The 19,081-nt window shown below is 29.2% G+C and carries 17 protein-coding genes and 2 riboswitches; of the genes, 16 read left to right on the forward strand and 1 reads right to left on the reverse strand.

The features are described from left to right. Positions 1-369 precede the first annotated feature (369 nt). From Ccar_RS01450 to Ccar_RS01525, 16 genes are all read left to right on the forward strand, one after another. Entirely contained in the window at positions 370-714 is a 345-nt protein-coding gene (locus Ccar_RS01450) for a hypothetical protein (protein ID WP_007064020.1), read from the forward strand. Positions 715-944: 230 nt separating this feature from the next. Continuing rightward, positions 945-1,880 (forward strand): hypothetical protein, encoded by a 936-nt coding sequence (locus Ccar_RS01455; RefSeq protein WP_007064019.1) that lies wholly within the window; start codon positions 945-947, stop codon positions 1,878-1,880. A gap of 32 nt (positions 1,881-1,912) precedes the next feature. Then, on the forward strand, positions 1,913-2,380 hold the full coding sequence (gene ahbB, locus Ccar_RS01460) for a siroheme decarboxylase subunit beta (RefSeq protein WP_007064018.1): 468 nt from the start codon (positions 1,913-1,915) through the stop codon (positions 2,378-2,380). Between the two features lie 451 nt (positions 2,381-2,831). Further along, positions 2,832-3,326 (forward strand): chemotaxis protein CheW, encoded by a 495-nt coding sequence (locus tag Ccar_RS01465; RefSeq protein WP_007064478.1) that lies wholly within the window; start codon positions 2,832-2,834, stop codon positions 3,324-3,326. A 41-nt stretch (positions 3,327-3,367) separates the two neighbouring features. After that, a complete protein-coding gene (locus Ccar_RS01470; RefSeq protein ID WP_007062114.1) occupies positions 3,368-5,206 on the forward strand; it encodes a methyl-accepting chemotaxis protein in 1,839 nt (612 codons plus the stop codon). 240 nt (positions 5,207-5,446) lie between these two features. Beyond that, positions 5,447-5,542, forward strand: a riboswitch (THF riboswitch). A 132-nt stretch (positions 5,543-5,674) separates the two neighbouring features. After that, on the forward strand, positions 5,675-6,466 hold the full coding sequence (locus Ccar_RS01475; RefSeq protein WP_007062113.1) for a folate family ECF transporter S component: 792 nt from the start codon (positions 5,675-5,677) through the stop codon (positions 6,464-6,466). Between the two features lie 185 nt (positions 6,467-6,651). Continuing rightward, positions 6,652-7,284: an MtnX-like HAD-IB family phosphatase gene (locus Ccar_RS01480; RefSeq protein WP_007062112.1), complete on the forward strand. Its 633-nt coding sequence runs from the start codon at positions 6,652-6,654 to the stop codon at positions 7,282-7,284. A gap of 120 nt (positions 7,285-7,404) precedes the next feature. Further along, positions 7,405-7,587, forward strand: a riboswitch (cobalamin riboswitch). 261 nt (positions 7,588-7,848) lie between these two features. Then, positions 7,849-8,589 (forward strand): energy-coupling factor ABC transporter permease, encoded by a 741-nt coding sequence (locus tag Ccar_RS01485; protein ID WP_007062111.1) that lies wholly within the window; start codon positions 7,849-7,851, stop codon positions 8,587-8,589. A 4-nt stretch (positions 8,590-8,593) separates the two neighbouring features. Continuing rightward, positions 8,594-8,908: an energy-coupling factor ABC transporter substrate-binding protein gene (locus tag Ccar_RS01490; RefSeq protein ID WP_007062110.1), complete on the forward strand. Its 315-nt coding sequence runs from the start codon at positions 8,594-8,596 to the stop codon at positions 8,906-8,908. Beyond that, positions 8,908-9,696, forward strand: coding sequence for a cobalt ECF transporter T component CbiQ (gene cbiQ / locus Ccar_RS01495; protein ID WP_007062109.1), 789 nt, complete (start codon positions 8,908-8,910; stop codon positions 9,694-9,696). The genes Ccar_RS01490 and cbiQ overlap by 1 nt, the downstream gene beginning before the upstream one ends. Beyond that, on the forward strand, positions 9,696-10,532 hold the full coding sequence (locus Ccar_RS01500; protein ID WP_007064477.1) for an energy-coupling factor ABC transporter ATP-binding protein: 837 nt from the start codon (positions 9,696-9,698) through the stop codon (positions 10,530-10,532). Before cbiQ ends, Ccar_RS01500 begins: the two co-directional genes overlap by 1 nt. A 44-nt stretch (positions 10,533-10,576) precedes the next feature. Beyond that, positions 10,577-11,830: a 4Fe-4S dicluster domain-containing protein gene (locus Ccar_RS01505; RefSeq protein ID WP_007062106.1), complete on the forward strand. Its 1,254-nt coding sequence runs from the start codon at positions 10,577-10,579 to the stop codon at positions 11,828-11,830. A gap of 273 nt (positions 11,831-12,103) precedes the next feature. Continuing rightward, positions 12,104-15,454 carry an ATP-binding protein gene (locus Ccar_RS01510; RefSeq protein WP_007062105.1) on the forward strand — a complete coding sequence of 1,117 codons (3,351 nt, stop codon included), beginning with the start codon at positions 12,104-12,106 and terminating at the stop codon, positions 15,452-15,454. A 173-nt stretch (positions 15,455-15,627) separates the two neighbouring features. Beyond that, entirely contained in the window at positions 15,628-15,978 is a 351-nt protein-coding gene (locus tag Ccar_RS01515) for a CidA/LrgA family protein (protein ID WP_007064476.1), read from the forward strand. After that, positions 15,975-16,676 (forward strand): LrgB family protein, encoded by a 702-nt coding sequence (locus tag Ccar_RS01520; protein WP_007062103.1) that lies wholly within the window; start codon positions 15,975-15,977, stop codon positions 16,674-16,676. Before Ccar_RS01515 ends, Ccar_RS01520 begins: the two co-directional genes overlap by 4 nt. A 24-nt stretch (positions 16,677-16,700) precedes the next feature. Next, on the forward strand, positions 16,701-17,768 hold the full coding sequence (locus Ccar_RS01525) for a CdaR family transcriptional regulator (RefSeq protein WP_007062102.1): 1,068 nt from the start codon (positions 16,701-16,703) through the stop codon (positions 17,766-17,768). Positions 17,769-17,858: 90 nt separating this feature from the next. Here the strand turns inward: Ccar_RS01525 and Ccar_RS01530 are convergent, their stop codons facing one another. Beyond that, complete coding sequence (locus tag Ccar_RS01530) at positions 17,859-18,893, reverse strand: GntG family PLP-dependent aldolase (protein ID WP_007062101.1); 1,035 nt, start codon at positions 18,891-18,893, stop codon at positions 17,859-17,861. Positions 18,894-19,081 lie beyond the last annotated feature (188 nt).

A 19,081-nucleotide genomic window follows, 5' to 3' on the forward strand; every position in this document is an offset into this window, starting at 1 on the left:
AATTAAATTTCATTTGAATTGAAAAGTAATTTATGATTAATTGGGAAAGTATCACAATTTAAATAAAAATATTGTGATACTTTCCCAATTTTTTGTTGTAGCAAATTTTTGTAGTGGTTAGAATTAAAAATTAGATAATTAATCTAAATGAGGGTGATTATTAAAATAATTATTTAGTAACTATTTCATTAAGAAAAATTTATATTTAAGCGGTTTAGTATAAGAACTAGAAAAAGTCTATAAAATAAAGATTAAATTAGGTTTAACAGAGAATATAATCCATTTAAGAGCTAAGGTGTTTTTAAAAATTACATAAAAGGTACTATAATTAAAATCAAATCGAATATTAAGTTTTAGGAGGTAAATTCTATGTTAGATAAACGAGAATTTAGTAAATGTGAAAAACTATTAGATAAATTATATAGTAAATGTACTTATAATGAATTTCTAGTAGCCTTTGATGTCGCTGTTAGAGCTTATCAAAGAATTTCCAAAAATGACTCTATATTTTATCGTAACAATTTTTATTTAGGAGTGATTAGTTGTGAGGATAGACTTATTTCTACAGTTTGTGATTACTATTTAAATGGAAATGGACAAAAAGAAAATTTGAATGAAGATATTTTTCCTATGATAAATATTTTATCAGGAAATAAAGATAGCATATTGGCTAAGGAACTAAAAAAATTATTTTTAAATGTATATAATAATTAGATGTGGAAGAATTCAAAAAACTTAGTGAATATATTCATAATGGCATATTTACAATTACAATTTTTAATTTTACCCTCTTATCCGTTAACTGATTGTAAATTCTATTCATTTTTTAATAAAAAATACGATACTTTACAGTTAGGATAAATTTAACAAGTTAATTTTAAAAATCAGAAAATATAAGTTAATTACTGATTTTTTTATTAATGAAAAGTTAAGGGGGAAAAGGTTTGGAACAAAATACTAATGAACAAAAAAATACAGACATTAAAAAAGAAAAGAGAAAAAAGATTATTTCTAAAATTTTATCAAGTGCTTTAATTTTAATGGGAACTTTAATGCTGTATCCGACAGTTACACAACGTAAAGAAGGATATAATGAAAATATTGAGATGTTTCTTATTAATGTTGCTGCAGTTTATTTAATAACTCTAATAGTATGTTTGATAAGAAAAAAAATAACTTTTAAAGGAAAGAAAAAATCTTCATTGCTTCTTTTTTCTTCTGTACTTTTCTTTATTTCATTATGTAATTTTACAAATGCTGTAAAGGAAAATTCAAAGGAATTAGCAGCTGAAAAGTATGTTATGGCAGTATGTGAAAATACTAGAGATGATAATGCACTATTTAAAAGTAAAGAAAAGAGTGATTATGGAAAGTTAAATTCTTTAATTGCAATTATAAAGGAAGATGCTGATAAAACTTATTCTATTAATAAAAATTTTAAAAGTGAATTTAAGCAAAAAACTTCAAAGAACCAAATAACTTCTAATGATGTTTTAAGAAGTGAAGATAAAATTAAAGAATTTAGAACTAGTTTAAGTGAATTAAATAAGCTGTTTGTTAAATATGAAGCTGATTTAAATAGCAATAAGGCAAATTCCGATAAAAAAATGTCTGGGTATAAAGGACAAGGTACTATATTTGAAAAGAATCTAATAAATGAATTTAATTTTTGGAGAAAAGAAAAGTATGATAATGCCATTAAAGATCTTAATAAAAAGAAAGTGTTAAGAGAAAAGATGGATAAATATCTTGAATTTATGGAATCTAAACAAGGAAGTTACAAGTTAATTAATAATAAGATAATGTTTGAAAATCAAAGTGATGTAGATAAATGCAATTCACTCATAGAAGAAGTAAAGGAAGCAGGTACTAGCTGGTAAAGCTTATGTAATTAAGAGTGGAGGTAGGAATAATGCTAAGTGCTCTAGATAAATCTATAATTAGAAAACTTCAAGAAGATATTCCGTTAACACCTAGGCCTTATAAGGCAATGGCTGAAGAAATAGGCATTACAGAAGAAGAATTATTAAATAAGATAGAGGATTTTCAAAGTAAGGGCATACTTCGCAGAATAGGTGGAATTTTGAATCATAGGGAAGCAGGATTTGAGGCTAACGCAATGGTAGTGTGGATGGTTCCAGAAGATGATATCCAGAAAGTTGGAAAAACTATGGCTTCACTTAAAGAAGTAACTCATTGTTACGAAAGAGCTACTAGCAACAAATGGCCATATAATATTTTTACTATGGTTCATGGACAAAATAAAAAACAGTGTGAAGATATTATAAAAAAAATTTCTGATACTATAAAAATTTCTGACTATAAAATTTTATATAGTACTGAAGAACTTAAAAAAACAAGCATGAAGTATTTTGAATAGCAGTATCAAGCAATAGATATATTAGCAGTGGTAGCAATGGGATAAATTAAATTTATTTTTGGAATTATATGGTAAATATGGTGTTTATATAAAAGGAGAAAAGAAACTATTGAGCGCAGCTTTGAAGATTCGAAGAATCTTCAAGGTTTGCGCTATTTTTATATGTATAGAAAAATTAACCAACATATTTTAACATATTTCGTCTTTATTTGACAAAATTAGAACAATGAAGGTATAATTATATAAATACAAATTTAAGGTATCATTGACAAAAAAACTGATGGCAGTGTTTCCTTTTTTATCTTATATTAAAGAATTTATTTTAAGAAAGGTTGTGAAATGAATAATGTCAGAATATTCGGCCTAGTGAATAATATTAAACAATTGATTTTAAAAATTTTTTTGAATAAGAATCGAATGGAGATTATTTGTAAGAAAGTGAGATGATAATATGACAGATCTAATTGAAGAAAGATTAGAAATTGAGGAAGATACTCAAAAAGGTAGATTTTTAATGTTTTTGCTTGATAAGGAATCTTATGGAATAGAAATCAAGTATGTTACAGAAATTATAGGAATTCAACCAATAACGGAGATTCCTCAACTGCCTCAATATGTTAAAGGCATAATCAATCTACGGGGTAAGATAATTCCTATCATGGATGTAAGAATTCGCTTTAAAAAAGAACCGAGAGAGTATAACGATAGAACCTGTGTAATTATCATAAATATTAATAACATATCTATAGGACTTATAGTAGACAGTGTGTCGGAGGTAATTGCAATTTTTGATGAAAATATTGTTAAGCCGCCACAAATAAACAATGGTTTTAATAGTAGATACATAAAGGGAATTGGTAAAGTTGGAAATGATGTAAAACTACTGCTTGATTGTGAAAAGCTATTTACAGAAGATGAACTTCAAGATTTAGGAAAATCATTATAAATCACAAGTACTAATTATAAACATAGGGAGGAAATAAATAAATGAAATGGTTTTACAATTTAAAGGTTGCTACAAAGCTTTTGACAGGTTTCATACTTGTTGCAATTATTGCAGGTATGGTTGGAGTAGTTGGTGTTGTAAATATAAAAAAAATACAGATACTTGATGCGGATATGTATAACAGGCATACGGCAACTATGGATGATATGGCAATGATATTAGAATATTATCAGATGGAACGTGTGAGTTTAAGGGATGTAATTTTAGCTAAAGATAATTTGCAAAGACAAAAATTTATTAGTAAGTTTAGTGACATAGACAGGAAAATGGCTGCTAGTTTAGAGGTTTTTCAAGCAGGAATAAAAGATCCAAAGGTTCTTGAAAACTTTAACAATTTAAAGAAAGCATTAGATGACTTTAAAGCTTATAGGGATAGGGAAATAACTCTTGTAAATGCAAATCAAGTGGATCAGGCAATCGCAAGCTTATATACTGATGGGGTTAGTATAGCAAATAATTTGCAAACGGCTAGTGATAGCTTACTAATAAACAAAATAGATCTTGCAAAGCAAAGTGCAGATACAAATAAATCTACAGCTAATTTAGCTGTAGTAATGATGACTGTTATAATACTTGTTGGTGTAATTATAGCCATTGGACTTGGAATCTTCATATCCCGCATTATAAGTAAACCAGTAAATATGATAGCTAAAGCTGCTGATAAACTTGCAGTTGGTGATGTAAATGTAAATATTGAATTAGATAGAAAAGATGAACTAGGCAGTCTTGCAGAATCCTTTAAGAGAATGATAGCAAGCATCCAAGGGCAGGCTTTAGCTGTTGAAAGGATAGCTGCAGGTGATTTAACTGTTGAAGTTTCAGTTAAATCAGAAAATGATTTACTTGGAAGAAAATTATCTGAAATGGTTGAAAATAACAATGGGGTCTTAACAAATATCAGCACTGCTGCAGAACAGGTGGCTTCAGGTTCAAGACAGGTATCGGATTCAAGTGTAGCTCTTTCACAAGGTGCAACAGAACAGGCAAGTTCAGTTGAGGAGCTGACAGCTTCTCTTGAGGAAATATCTTCGCAAACAAAAGTAAATGCGGAAAATGCTAATCAAGCAAATGAATTGGCTGAAGCTGCAAAGGCAAACGCTGTGCAGGGTAATGCTCAGATGAATGAAATGCTTAAAGCTATGGAAGATATAAATGATGCTTCTAGTAATATTTCAAAGATTATTAAAGTTATTGACGAAATAGCATTCCAGACTAATATCCTTGCACTTAATGCCGCTGTGGAGGCTGCAAGAGCCGGTCAGCAGGGTAAGGGATTTGCTGTTGTAGCAGAAGAAGTAAGAAATCTGGCTGCACGTTCAGCAAATGCAGCCAGGGAAACAACAGATATGATTGAAGGCTCAATAAATAAGGTTGAAGGTGGTACAAAGATTGCAAGGGATACTGCTGATGCTCTTAATGAAATAGTAAATGGCGTTGAAAAGGTAGCCAATCTTGTAAATAATATTGCTATTGCTTCAAACGAACAGGCTGTAGGCATTGGACAAATTAATCAGGGAATTATGCAGGTATCACAGGTTGTTCAAAGTAATTCAGCTACTTCCGAGGAAGTTGCAGCAGCAAGTGAAGAACTTTCTAGTCAAGCTATACTTCTTAAAGAAATGGTTACTAAGTTTAACTTGAAGAAAAATATTAAATATTATAATGACCTAGGTGAATTAAATCCGGAGGTATTAAAAATGCTTGACAGAATGGCTGAAAAGAAGAATAGCAGATCAATTGCTACAAATAATGCATATGAAGAAGCTGTAGTTACAAAAGCTAAGATTGCATTAAGTGATAAGGAATTCGGAAAGTATTAGTATGATTTAGAAGGGGTGAGTTGAAATGCTTACCCTTTTTCTCACTGTCCTCTGAAAAAGTTGTGTCGCAATATGCTTAGTTATGAGTACGTTGATAACAAGTACTACAAATGCACTTTATGGAGTAGGTGTAATGCTCACAGAAATTCCATCATATGTATATATTGGAAGTAGAAAATGAAAAATTTCACAAAACCTATGGACAGGTTTATCCAAATTTTGTATAATTATAATTGAAGTAGCAGAGTAAATATTGTGCATTAAGTGTTAGAGAATGGGAGGTTGTCTCTAAACGAAAAGCAGCTGGGCTTATGATGCAATATTGCTTCCACTGTTACATTAAAGGGAGTTTGTATTTTTTATACCTCTTTTCTCTTTAATGTGACGTACATTAAAGAGAAAAGAGGTGTTGTATTTTACGAAATAAAACGTATACATTTTATTAATATTTGTATAGGAGATAATAAAATGAAAAGTAAAATGAATACAAAATTTCTTGTAACGACAGCTTTGTGTATCAGTATATCTATAGTTTTAAGATTCTTTTCTATAATGATTACTGCTGGTGGTGTTCTTACTATGAGAATAAGTTTCGGTGCAATTTTTTATATACTTCCAGGTTTACTTTTCGGGCCAATATATGGTGCGGCAGCAGGTGGTGTAGTAGATATAATTGGCACAATTTTAATGCCTATGGGTGCGTATATACCTGTATTTACCTTAACTAATATCTTAGCCGGTTTTTTACCAGCCGTAATTTGGAAGGCAATAAAAAATATTTCAATACAAAAGTTAAAAAGATATTATGTGGCTTTCTTTACAGCATTGACAATAGTAGGAGTTTTTAATACTCTAGTGATTATGAATATGCACAATTCTTATTTAGGAAAAATATTTATGAGTTTAGGTAAAAAAGCTCAATATCTTGGAGTTGGATTGATATTAATTGGAGCAGTGGCATTTGTTCTTCTTATAATAAATAATATAATAAATAAGCATAATGATATTAATTACAGTTATGTTTACAACAACTTCTTTAAACTGGTTATTGCTGTGGGAATATCAGGAATTATAGTGTCTACTATGAATACCTATTTTATATTGATTTTTACACCAGCGGTTGCAGCTAAGGGATTTATGGTTTTGTGGATTCCAAGAATAGTAGAAACATTAGTTTTGACTGTCATAAATTCCTATGCAATATCAATACTCATGTATTCTTATAGTGCTCTTTCAGGTAGAGTGCCTAAAAAAATATAAGATATGTAATTAAGAGATAACTTGTAAGTATACAACTTAATGTGTATATTGACTTGTTATTTCTTTTTATATTTACTATATTATAATAGGGATTAAATAAATTTCTAATAGATTTAATTAAGTTAATTGGAATGGTTCACATGTTAATTTGAGTTAAAATGGTAGTAAGATGAGGAGGAATTTAATTGAAAAAAGCTTTTGTAGTTGATTTTGATGGAACTATAACAGTACAAGATGTAGGATTTTCTATAATAAAGCAATTGGCAAGTGAAGGATGGGAAGAAATAGGGAACTTGTGGTTAAGCAAAAAAATAGGAACTGCCAAGTGTGGTAAGATGCAGTGGGATTTAATTAAACATGATGAAGAATACATAAAAAGTTTTGTTGGAAAATTCCCTATAAATAAAGGATTTAGAGAGTTTGTGGAGGAAATAAAGAAAAATTCCTATGAAATGATAGTAGCTTCTGATGGCTATGATATTTATATAAATGAAATATTGAAAACAAATGGTTTTGAAGGCCTGAAAGTTGTATGTAACAGTGCAAAATATGATAATGGTTGGAAATTATCTTTTTTAAATACATCTGAAGAATGTGGATTTTGTGGAAATTGTAAAAAAAGAATAGTAGATGATTTAAAAAACAGAGGATATAAGGTTTATTATATTGGAGATGGGCATTCAGATATATGTGCATCTAAAGATGCAGATGTAGTTTTTGCTAAATCTTTTTTAAAACAACACTATGAAAATAAAGAATTACCTTATCATAACTTCGATAATTTTTTTGATATTTTAGAATATATGAAGAAAAATTAAGCTAAATACATGTAGAATTACAATTGTTATTTGTGTTGAAGCAATTGTTTTAAAAAATAGTAATTTCAGAATATTATGTTGACATAATTTGAAAAATAATGTACAATTTTAATTGTAAAATTAAATAGTGAAGTGTTAGGTTTATAACGTTAATTAAAAGGGAAAGTGGTGAAAATCCATTACAGCCCCCGCTACTGTATACGGCGACAAATTCTATATCCACTGGATCCTATGGATTTATCTGGGAAGGAAGAAGGAGGAAGACCCGTGAGTCAGGAGACCTGCCTAGTGCTGTTTACTGCAATCTTTCGGAGGGAAAGAAGATGCATAAAAACTGTTATTTTATCTAAATTAACATAACCTAATTAAAAACATACAAAGAAATTAGTTATGTTTAGGATAAACAGTATGTGTGCTTTTAAATTTGATTATTAGGAACTTCCAAAAGAAGTTCCTTTTTATTTTTATTGGAATAGTTTTGGCAATTAGTAGAATTTTTAGTAGTACGAGCACCAATATCGTTTTATATGCTACGATTATTTATGTAATAAAAGGGGTGTAGTTATGTCAAAAAAATATCAAATTTCTTTAGGAATTTTTATTACAATACTATGTATTCCTAAAAATGTGTTTGCAATGCACATTATGGAAGGATTTCTTCCACCAAAATGGTGCATTACATGGGGAATTGTATGTATACCTTTTATTGTGGTTGGATTATTTTCTATAAAGGAAAAAATAAGGTTGAATCCTAAAACAAAAATGTTAATAGCTATGGCTGGGGCTTTTGCTTTTGTTCTTTCTGCTTTAAAAATACCATCAGTAACAGGAAGTTGTTCACATCCAACAGGAGTAGGACTTGGAGCTATACTTTTTGGACCTACGGTTATGAGTGTTTTAGGTGTTATAGTTCTTATTTTTCAAGCATTACTTCTTGCACATGGAGGGTTAACAACTTTAGGTGCCAATACATTTTCTATGGCAGTTGTAGGGCCTTTTGTGTCATATTTTACATATAAATTACTAAAAAAATTAAAAGTATCACAATCTATATCAGTATTTTCTGCAGCAATGCTGGGGGATTTAATGACATACGTTACTGCATCTTTTGAGTTAGCCTTAGCATTTCCAGATGCTACAGGTGGAATTGCAACATCTGTAATAAAGTTTATGGGTATATTTGCTGTAACGCAAATTCCATTAGCAATAAGTGAAGGGATATTAACAGTTATAGTTTTTAATCTTTTAAGTAATTACAACAAGCAAGAACTTATAGAATTAAATGTTATACCAAAGGAGGCTTAAGGGTATGCATGTACAAACTAAAAACAATAATTTATTGAAAAAAAATTTAATATTAGCTTTCCTTGTAGTAGCCATTACTGTAGTTCCTATGTTGTTCTTAAAGCATGCTGAATTTGGTGGTTCAGATGATCAGGCGGAAAAGGCAATTACGCAAATTAAACCTAATTACAAACAATGGGCTTCACCAGTTTGGCAGCCACCAAGTAGTGAAATAGAGAGCCTTTTATTTGCACTTCAAGCGGCTGTTGGCTCAGGAGTTGTATGTTATTATTTTGGATATATGAAGGGAAAATCTAAAAAAGACGGAAGTGAAAAATAATGATTTCTATAGATAAATTGGCATATGTATCAGAGCTTAGAAAAGTTAATCCTATGGAAAAATTTATGTTTTCTATTTTAACTATGATATTGTGTATATCTTTAAATAATATAGTATATTCAGTATTAGTAGTATTATTTATGGCGGCTATAACTATTTTTAAAGGTAAGATACCAGCTAAATCTTATGGGGAATTAATTTTAATTCCTTTAGTGTTTCTGGTTATTGGAATCGTTACAATAGCAATAAATACTGTTGGAGATAGTAAAGAAATATTATTTAGCTTTCACATTTTTAATATTAAACTTGGATGTACAAAAACAAGCTTTCTTATGGCTTCAAAAATATTTTTTAAAGCACTTGCATCAGTTTCATGCTTATATTTTTTAGCACTAACAACTCCTGTATTTGAAATTTTAACAGTGCTTAGGAAATTTAAGGCACCTAAGCTATTTGTAGAACTAATGGGTCTTGTGTATAGATTTATTTTTGTATTACTTGATACGGCTAACATGATTTTCATATCTCAGAATTCAAGACTTGGGTACTCAAAAATAAGTACAGGTTATAATTCTTTAGGAAAATTAGTTACTTCACTTTTTATAAGTTCATACAAAAGATCACAAGACATTTATACTGCTATGGAATCTAGGTGTTACGATGGTGAAATAAATTTAATAGAGGATAATTTTAAAATTTCATACAGGAATATATTTATTATAATAATTGTAGAAGTAATATTAGTAACTATAAGTTTGAGCAAGAATATTTTTGGGGGAATCATTTAATGAGCGAATACATAATTGAAACGAAAGATTTAAGCTTTAATTATCCAGATGGTACTAAAGCTTTAAAAAATGTAAATATTAAAATAGAAAAAGGCAAAAAAATATCTTTTATAGGTGTTAATGGTTCGGGAAAGTCCACATTATTTTTAAATTTTAATGGAGTTTTAAAGCCAAATAGTGGTGATTTGGTATATAAAGGTGATGTAGTAAAGTATAATTCAAAATCCTTATTGCAATTGAGAAAAAATGTAGGAATAGTATTTCAAGATCCAGAAAACCAACTTTTTTCAGCTAGCGTATATCAAGAAGTTTCCTTTGGAGCTATGAATTTGAAGCTTCAAGAAACTGAAGTCAGGAAAAGAGTTGATGGAGCTTTACAAAGTATAGGTATGTATGATTATAGAGAAAAAGCTGTTCATTTTTTAAGTTATGGTCAAAAGAAAAGGGTATCAATTGCAGATATACTTGTTATGAATCCGGAAGTAATAGTATTTGATGAGCCTACTTCCAGTCTTGATCCAAAACATTCTAGACAAATTGTTGATATATTTGATAGCATCAATGAAAAGGGAATTACAGTAATACTATCAACACATGATGTAGAGCTAGCTTATTCTTGGTCAGATTATATTTTTGTTATGAGAGATGGGGAAGTAGTTAAAGAAGGTACTCCTTATGAAATATTTTCAGATGATAAGCTTATAAGTGAATGTTATCTTCAAAAGCCTTTAATTCTTGAAATTTTTCAAAATTTGATAAGTAGTGGAAAAATAAAATTTCAAGAAAGTGTGCCTAGAAATAAAAAGGAGCTTTTGGAAATAATAAATTCAAACTAATTTATTTGTATAGTAGAATATGTGTTAAAAAAGGTTGTGAAGATATGTCTCACATTTCAAATAAAGAAGCTTATAAGAGATTGGAAGAAAGAATTAATAGATTTCCACAAGGTGCGCCGCCTTCAAAAACATTGTATAAAATATTGAGCATGCTTTTTACAGAAAAGGAGGCAGAACTGGTAGCAATGCTGCCTATAAAGCCTTTTAATGTTAAAACTGCAAGCGAAATTTGGAAAATGGATGAGGTTAGTGCTGAAAATATTCTTCAAAAGCTTGCTTCAAAGGCTATTCTTATGGATATTGACTATGATGAAAAAAAGGAATATTGTCTTCCACCACCTATGATTGGATTTTTTGAATTCTCCCTTATGAGAACTAGAGATGATATCGATCAAAAAACATTATCAGAGTTGTACTTTCAGTATTTAAATGTAGAAGAAGACTTTATCAAGGATCTATTTTTAGGGACAGAAACAAGGTTCGGAAAGGTTTTTGTGCAGGAAGGAGTTCTTTCAAGAGAAAATGAACTAGAGATAATGGATTATGATAGAGCCAGTAATGTGATTAAAGAAGCTAGATTTATTACTGTAAGTATGTGTTTTTGCAGACATAAGATGAAGCATTTAGGAAAACAGTGTTATGCACCTATGGAAACTTGCTTAACATTTGGAAATAGTGCATACACTCTAAGTAAAAATGGATATGGTAGAGCTATAGATTCAGTTGAGGCTTTGGAAATATTAAATATGGCATATGAATATAATCTAGTTCAATGTGGTGAAAATGTTAGAAATGGATCAGTATTTCTTTGTAATTGTTGTGGCTGTTGCTGTGAAGGTATGCTGGCAATTAAGAAATTTGGATATTTGACTCCTATTCAAACTACTGCATTTCTTCCACAATTTATAGAGGAAAGTTGTATTGGATGTGGTAAATGTGCAAAGGCATGTCCTATAGATGCTATAAAAATTGACCCTGTAACGAAAAAAGCTAGAACCGATGAAAACATATGCCTTGGATGTGGTATTTGTGTTAGAAATTGTCCTAAAAAGAGTATATATCTTAAACATAGGGAAAAACAGATAATAACTCCAGCTAATACAACTCATAGAATTGTACTTCAAGCTATTGAAAAAGGTAAACTTCAAGAGCTTATTTTTGATAATAAAGCTCTTTTAAGCCATAGGGCTATGGCAGCAGTTTTATCAGCTATTTTAAAACTTCCGCCTGTAAAGAAAGCTATGGCAAGTAAACAAATGAAATCAGTGTATTTAGATAAATTGTTAAGTGGAAAATAATCTTTGTAAATTTTACATAGTTCAAAATTGGATAGAATTATAAATGAAAAACTATTTTTAAGTTAGGAGAGGTGAGAGCCTCTTCTTTTATTATTAACAATATTCTATCTATATTTTCAAATTTTTTACCAATGAATAAATAAACTTCAAAATTCGAGTTAAAATGCCAGAGAAATGTGGAAAAATAACTAAAATTTTGTTAATATATTTATATAGCATTAAACTTATTTGTATCTTTAATGTAAATTAAGTTTATTACAAAGGGAGAATTTTATGAAAAATTTTAAATTAGTTATTCATAGGGTAACTTTTTTGATTATGTTATTGATTGTAAGTTTAGCTCTTTTAGGAGCTTTTATTAACAAAAATAGAGAAGAATTAAATAAAAGGCCTGTAGCTAAATCTGGTGTATTAGATTTAAGGGACTGGAATTTTAAAAAGCAAGGAATAGTTAAACTGGATGGACAGTGGGAATTTTATTACAAACAGTTGTTGACACCTGAGGATTTTAAAGTTGAACAGAAAGTCAAAAAAACAGGACTAATTAATATTCCAGGAAGCTTTAAAAATTATAAATTTGGAAATGAAAAACTAAATTCTCAAGGATATGCAACCTATAGATTAAAAGTAATTGTTAATGATTCAGAGGATTTATATGCTATTAAAACTCAATTCATTCAAGCAGCTCATAAGCTTTGGGTAAATGATAGGATAGTTGTACAGTGTGGAGAAGTAGGAAAGACTAAAAGTGAAACTGATGGAAAACTTGCCACAAGACTAGGTTCGTTTTACAACAATACAAATGAGTTTGAAATAGTACTCCAAAGTAGTAATTTTCAATATGGTGTGCCGGAAATTGATAGTATATTACTTGGCAGTGAATCTCAGATTAGTGAAGAGAGAGCTAAAAAAGTAGGGTTTGATTTATTTTTATTTGGAATTACTTTGGCAGCTGCTGTATATAACTTTATTTTATTTATAAGAAGAAAAAAAGACAAAGCTCCTTTATATTTTGCTGTGGTTTGTGTTTTAATTTGTTTAAGAACTTTATTGGTAGGGGAAAGACTAATTTACTGGGTATTTTCTAATATGAGCTATGTTATCAATGTAAAATTACTCTTATGGACTTTCTTTTTATATATACCAGTACTTATATTGTTTATGAGTAATTTTTATACTGAACTTATAAATGAAAAGGTAGTTAAATTTTCAAAGATTTTAGGTATAGCTTACTTTTTCATTATATTAATATTACCTCCAGTATATTATATTAACTTAATATTACCTGTTGAAATAATATCAGATTTTATGATTCTATATATTATAAGCAAAATGCTTTATATGCATATTATAAAAAAATCTAATAATGCAATTGTTATTGTTGCTATGATTATTTTTTTAGGAACAAGAATAAATGATATTTTATATGAATATTCGGTAATTGATACAGGGTCTTACGCTCCAATAGGAATTCTTATTTTTATTTTTGCTCAGTCATATGTAGCATCCGATAAATTTTCAATGGCTTTTTCAAAGATAGAAGAAATGACGGAGAGGCTTAAGTCAGTTGACAAGATGAAGGATGATTTTTTCGCCGCTACATCTCATGAATTGAAGGCACCATTAGATGGAATTGTTGGGCTTTCAAAAAGTCTTATAGATTGTAATTCAAATCAATTGGGTAATGATGAAAGAGAAACATTAATTTTAATTAAAAATAGTGCTAGGAGATTATCTAATCTAGTAAATGATATATTGGATTTTTCAAAAATAAAAAGTAATGATATAAACTTAATAATGAAGCCTGTAGATATAAGACAACTTATAAATATGGTGACAAAATCTTTTAAATCATTTATGAGCAATAAATCAGTTGAAATATTGAATAAAGTTGAAGAAAGTGTTCCTTATGTTTATGGAGATGAAAATAGAATTCAACAAATTTTATACAATCTAATAGGAAATGCAGTAAAGTTTACAAATGAAGGACAAATAGAAATTTCTGCTGCTGAAAAAGGTGATTATATTTTTATTACCATTGAGGATACGGGGATAGGGATAGATGAAAGTGATATTTATAAAATTTTTCAGCCTTATAATCAAGTTGAGGGTATAAATAAACAGTATCATGGTTCTGGATTGGGATTATATGTAACTAAAAAATTAGTTCAGCTTCATGGTGGTGAATTAGAAGTAAAATCTACATTGGGAGAAGGGTCTGAATTCACTTTTAATCTACCTAAATTATCTATGAATATTGAAAAAGATAATTCCATAGGTGAATTAGAAAATTATGATTGCAGCGAAAATTGTAATAAAAAATTAGAACAATGCAAAAGTAATGGCAAAATTCTAATTGTAGATGATGAATCTGTAAATATAAAAGTAATGAAAAATTTTTTATCAGAGGAAAAATATACGGTTATTACTGCTGCAAGCGGCAAAGAAGCATTGAATATAGCTTATAGTGATAAAAATATAGATATGGTGATTTTAGATATGATGCTGCCAGATATGATAGGGTGGGAAGTATGCAGTATATTAAGAGAAAAATATTCTTTACTTGATTTGCCTATTTTAATTGCAACCTGGGATAATCGTACAGAAAGCTTAGTACTATCTTTTAAAAATGGAGCTAATGATTATCTAAGAAAGCCTTTTGAAAAATCTGAACTATTAGCTAGGGTAAAAACTCTTATAGATTTGAAACACTTGGCAGGAGAAGTAACTAGCCTTCAAGGTAAAGTGGAAAGTACTACAAAACAGGTTGAAGAGTTAAATGAGGGCTTTGAAGAAAATAAAAAAATGCTTTCTCAAGTAATAAAAAATGATAAGCTAAAAACAGAATTTTTTACAAATATGTCCCATGAACTAAGAACTCCATTAAATGTTATATGGAGCACTATACAGTTAATTCAATCTATAAATGCAAATAAGTTAGCTGCAGGATATGATATGGACAAATACCTCAATATTATGAGTCAGAACACTTTAAGACTTTTAAGATTAATAAATAATTTAATTGATACTACAAAAATAGAGGGAGGATATTTATCCTTAAAACTTGCTAATGGAAACATAATAAGTACAATAGAAGAAATTACTTTATCTGCTGCAAGCCATGTTCAATCACAAGGAATAGAATTAATTTTTGATACAGAGGTTGAAGAAAAGTATATGGCTTTTGATGGAGATAAAATTGAAAGAATCATGCTTAATTTACTTTCCAATGCAATTAAATTTACAGAAGAAGGTGGAAGTATATTTGTAAATATTTATGATTTACAAGATAAGGTTAAGATTTCAGTTAAGGATACAGGCATAGGCATTCCAGAAGATAAGCTAGATAGCATTTTTGATAGATTTACACAGGTGGATACATCTTTATCAAAAAAACTAGAAGGCAGTGGAATAGGGTTAGCTTTAGTAAAATCATTAGTTGAAATGCAAAAGGGAAGAATATATGTCAAAAGTACTTTAGGTTATGGAAGTGAGTTTATTGTTGAATTACCAGCAGTAACGGTAAAAGAAAATGAAGAATTGGATCAAAATATTAAATCTAAAAGTTTTTCTAGATTTATAGACAAAGCTAAAATAGAATTTTCGGATATATATCATGAGTAAGACCAGTATCTTTTGTTTGAAGTAAAGCTTTTGTTCATTTGCATAATAAATTTGTAATAAAAATAAAACTGTTGACTGATGCTTATTTATATCAATTAAGCTATAATGTTAAGTATTATACATTTAATATTGCAAATGAACAAATAGTTTTTGCTCGGAAAGGAGATATGTTTATGAAACTTGTAAGACAGCTAAGTATAATTACTGCAATTTGCTTTTTAGGAGAACTAATTAAGCTATTATTTAAGTTAACTATACCTGGAAATGTAATTGGAATGATATTATTATTAATTTTTTTATGCTCTGGAATTATTAAAGTTGAAATGATAGAAGATGTTAGTAAATTTTTACTTGATCATTTACCCTTTTTCTTCGTTCCAGCAGGAGTAGGATTAATTGCTAGTGTCGCCACTATAAAAAATTGTTGGCAGTACATAATTCTTATAATATTTATATCTACTATTGTTGTTATGGCTGTTACAGGTGTGACTATTCAATTGATTAAAAGGAGATGGTTAAAGTGAAAAATTTAATTTCTACACCGCTTTTTGGAATAATGATATCTTTAATAACTTTTGAAATAGGTTGTATTATAAATAAAAAAACAAAGTTGGCACTTTTAAATCCACTTTTAATAAGCATAGCCTTAGTTATAATGGTTTTAAAATATGTTAATATAAGTATAGATGATTATAATAAGGGAGGTCAATTTATAACCTTCTTATTGACTCCAGCTACTGTAGTATTAGCAGTACCTCTTTATAAAAAAATAAAACTTTTTAAAGCCAATGCAGTATCCATATTTTCTGGAATTTTTATGGGGACTTTAGGAGGCATTACTACAGTAATAATTTTAGGTCATGTATTTGGATTGTCAAAGTCAATAGATTTATCAATGATTCCTAAATCTATAACTACACCTATTGGAATTGAAGTTTCAAAGCAGTTAGGTGGTATACCTTCTATAACTGTAGCTGTGATAATAATAACAGGTATAGTAGGAGCAATAATTGGACCAACTATTTTTAAACTATTAAAAATAAAGGATAAAGTAGCTATAGGAGTTGCTTTAGGTACAGCTTGTCATGCTGTAGGTACTTCAAAGGCCATTGAACTTGGTGAAATTGAAGGAGCAATGAGCAGTCTTTCTATAGGTATTGCAGGACTTATAACTGTTATAATTGCACCTATAATGGCAAAGATTTTTCAGGGATTAATTTAAAAAAGCATGTAAGAGAGGTACATCATGATTCGGTTATCAGAAGAATTAGCACAAAAAATTGTAGATAGGATGATGAAAGTAATACCTTATAATGTTATTATTACTGATGAGAACGGAATAATTATAGCTAGTGGAGATGTTAAAAGAATCCATCAGTTTCATTCAGGCGCAAAGCAAGCTTTAAACATAAAAGAAATAGTTGAAATTGATTGTGAGCATTCCCAAGGAGTGAGACCGGGAGTGAACTCTCCAATTTTTTTTCAAGGAAATCTATTAGGAGTTATAGGAATTACTGGAGTTCCTGAAATAGTTAAACCTTTTAGCGAGCTAGTGAGGGTGACTGCTGAGCTTTTAATTAGTCAGGAATATGTTTTGAAAAATCAAAGTATACAGGAACAAGAAAAAGAGAAATTTTTATATGAACTTGCTTATTTAAATGAAGGATATTCTCAAGGTTTTATTGAAAGAGGGCTTTCACTAGGAATAGATGTAACTGTTCCCGATATAGCAATAGTAATAAATTCTGAGGAAGAATCTTTAAAAAGTTTAAAAAATCATTTAAACTCTTTGCTGCAAAATGGTGAATATTGTTTTATGCTTAATCCGAATATTATTGTGGCGTTTATTAGTTTGAAAAAACCATTTTTAAATATTCTAAGAAAATCTTTAGAAAAAAAGCAATATGGAAATATAAAAGTAGGTGTTGGACTTAGTGAGCACATTATTTCAGTTTCTATGAATCAAGCTTTTAAAGCATTGCATATAGGAAAGCATCTTCAAAAAGATAAAAGTATTTATTTATACAAGGATTTATGCTTTATATCCATGCTTGCCAATATTAAAGAAGATTATAATTTAAAAGAAGTAGTTAAAATATTAAAATTGGAAGGAAATCAAGCAGATCTTTTAAACACTCTTATAGCTTATGTGTATAACAATGGAGAAATGCAAACAACTGCTCAAGCTTTACATGTGCATAGAAATACATTAAATTATAGGTTGGAAAGAATTAAGGAAGTGTCAGGAAAGGATCCAAGAAATTTTATTGAACTTTTTGAACTTTTTACAGCCTATGTGGTTTCAATGTTATAATTTAAAATATTTTGTAGTTATATATGCTCGCTTTATGGAAGATAGTTAAAGTAGTAAAACTGTCAACCATAAAGTGAGCATTTTAGTTATTTACAAAAATATATTTTTTAATACATCAATTGTCTCATCAATATCTTCTGTTGTAATACCTCTATGAGTTACAAATCGACAAGTTGTTGAATCAATTACTTTTATTTTTATACCATGTTTTTGCAGATCACTAGATATATAGTAAGCATCTTTTTTAATATTTTTAAGATTTAATTGTACTATATTAGTTAAAGTATTTTCCACATTAACTAGATTATTATTTAAATTGGCAAGTCCAATGGCTAAACGTTTGGCATTTAGATGATCAATTTTTATTTGGGGAATCATGGTTTTAAGAGCAACAATACCTGCGGCTGCCATATGTCCTGCTTGTGCCATTCCGCCTCCAATTCTTTGCCTCATTCTTCGTGCTTGTTTAATAAAATCTTTCGTACCAAGAAGAACACACCCCACAGGAGCGCTTAATCCCTTGCAAAGAGAAAATTGCAGCATATCAATTTCTTGACATAGGATTTCAGGATCAACTTTAAGAGCAACTGCAGCATTAATTATTCGAGCTCCATCTAAATACACCAGTAAATCATTTTTGTGAGCTAGTAAGGAGAGTTCAGACATATACTCTTTGGAAAGTGGAATTCCACGATTTAAATCGTAAGTATTTTCTAAACATAGTACTTTTGTTAAAGGAAATTGTAATCCACTTTTATGAATTGATTTTTCTACATTTTTAAAATCAAACTGTCCATTTTGGCTGTGAAGAGGTCTAGTTTGAACTCCCGAAAGAGCAGCTAGTGCTCCAGTTTCCATATTATAAATGTGAGATTCTTCACCTACCAGTACCTCATCACCAGGATGAGTAGATGTCATAATAGCTATTTGATTTGCCATAGTAGCTGAAATAACAAACATCCCATCTTCTTTTCCAAATATTTTAGCACTCATTTTTTCCAATCGATTTACGGTTGGATCTTCACCATTAAAATCATCACCTACTTCGGCATTTGCCATAGCTTGTCGCATTTCTAATGTTGGCAATGTTGCTGCATCACTTCTATAATCTTTAATTAAGCCCATTTTAACCTCCTTGAAATAAAACTATATTTCTACAATGTAGTTTTATTGTATTGCTAGTATTATTTTAACATTTATAGCTTGTATCTATATTAATAGTAACACTTATGCGAGAAAAGTGTACATAATTAAACAAGTCAAAATAAAAAAACTTACAAAGATAATGCTTAATTAACTTTGTAAGTTTTTTC

Origin of the sequence: Clostridium carboxidivorans P7 (genome assembly GCF_001038625.1) — a bacterium.
Taxonomy (GTDB): domain Bacteria; phylum Bacillota; class Clostridia; order Clostridiales; family Clostridiaceae; genus Clostridium_AM; species Clostridium_AM carboxidivorans.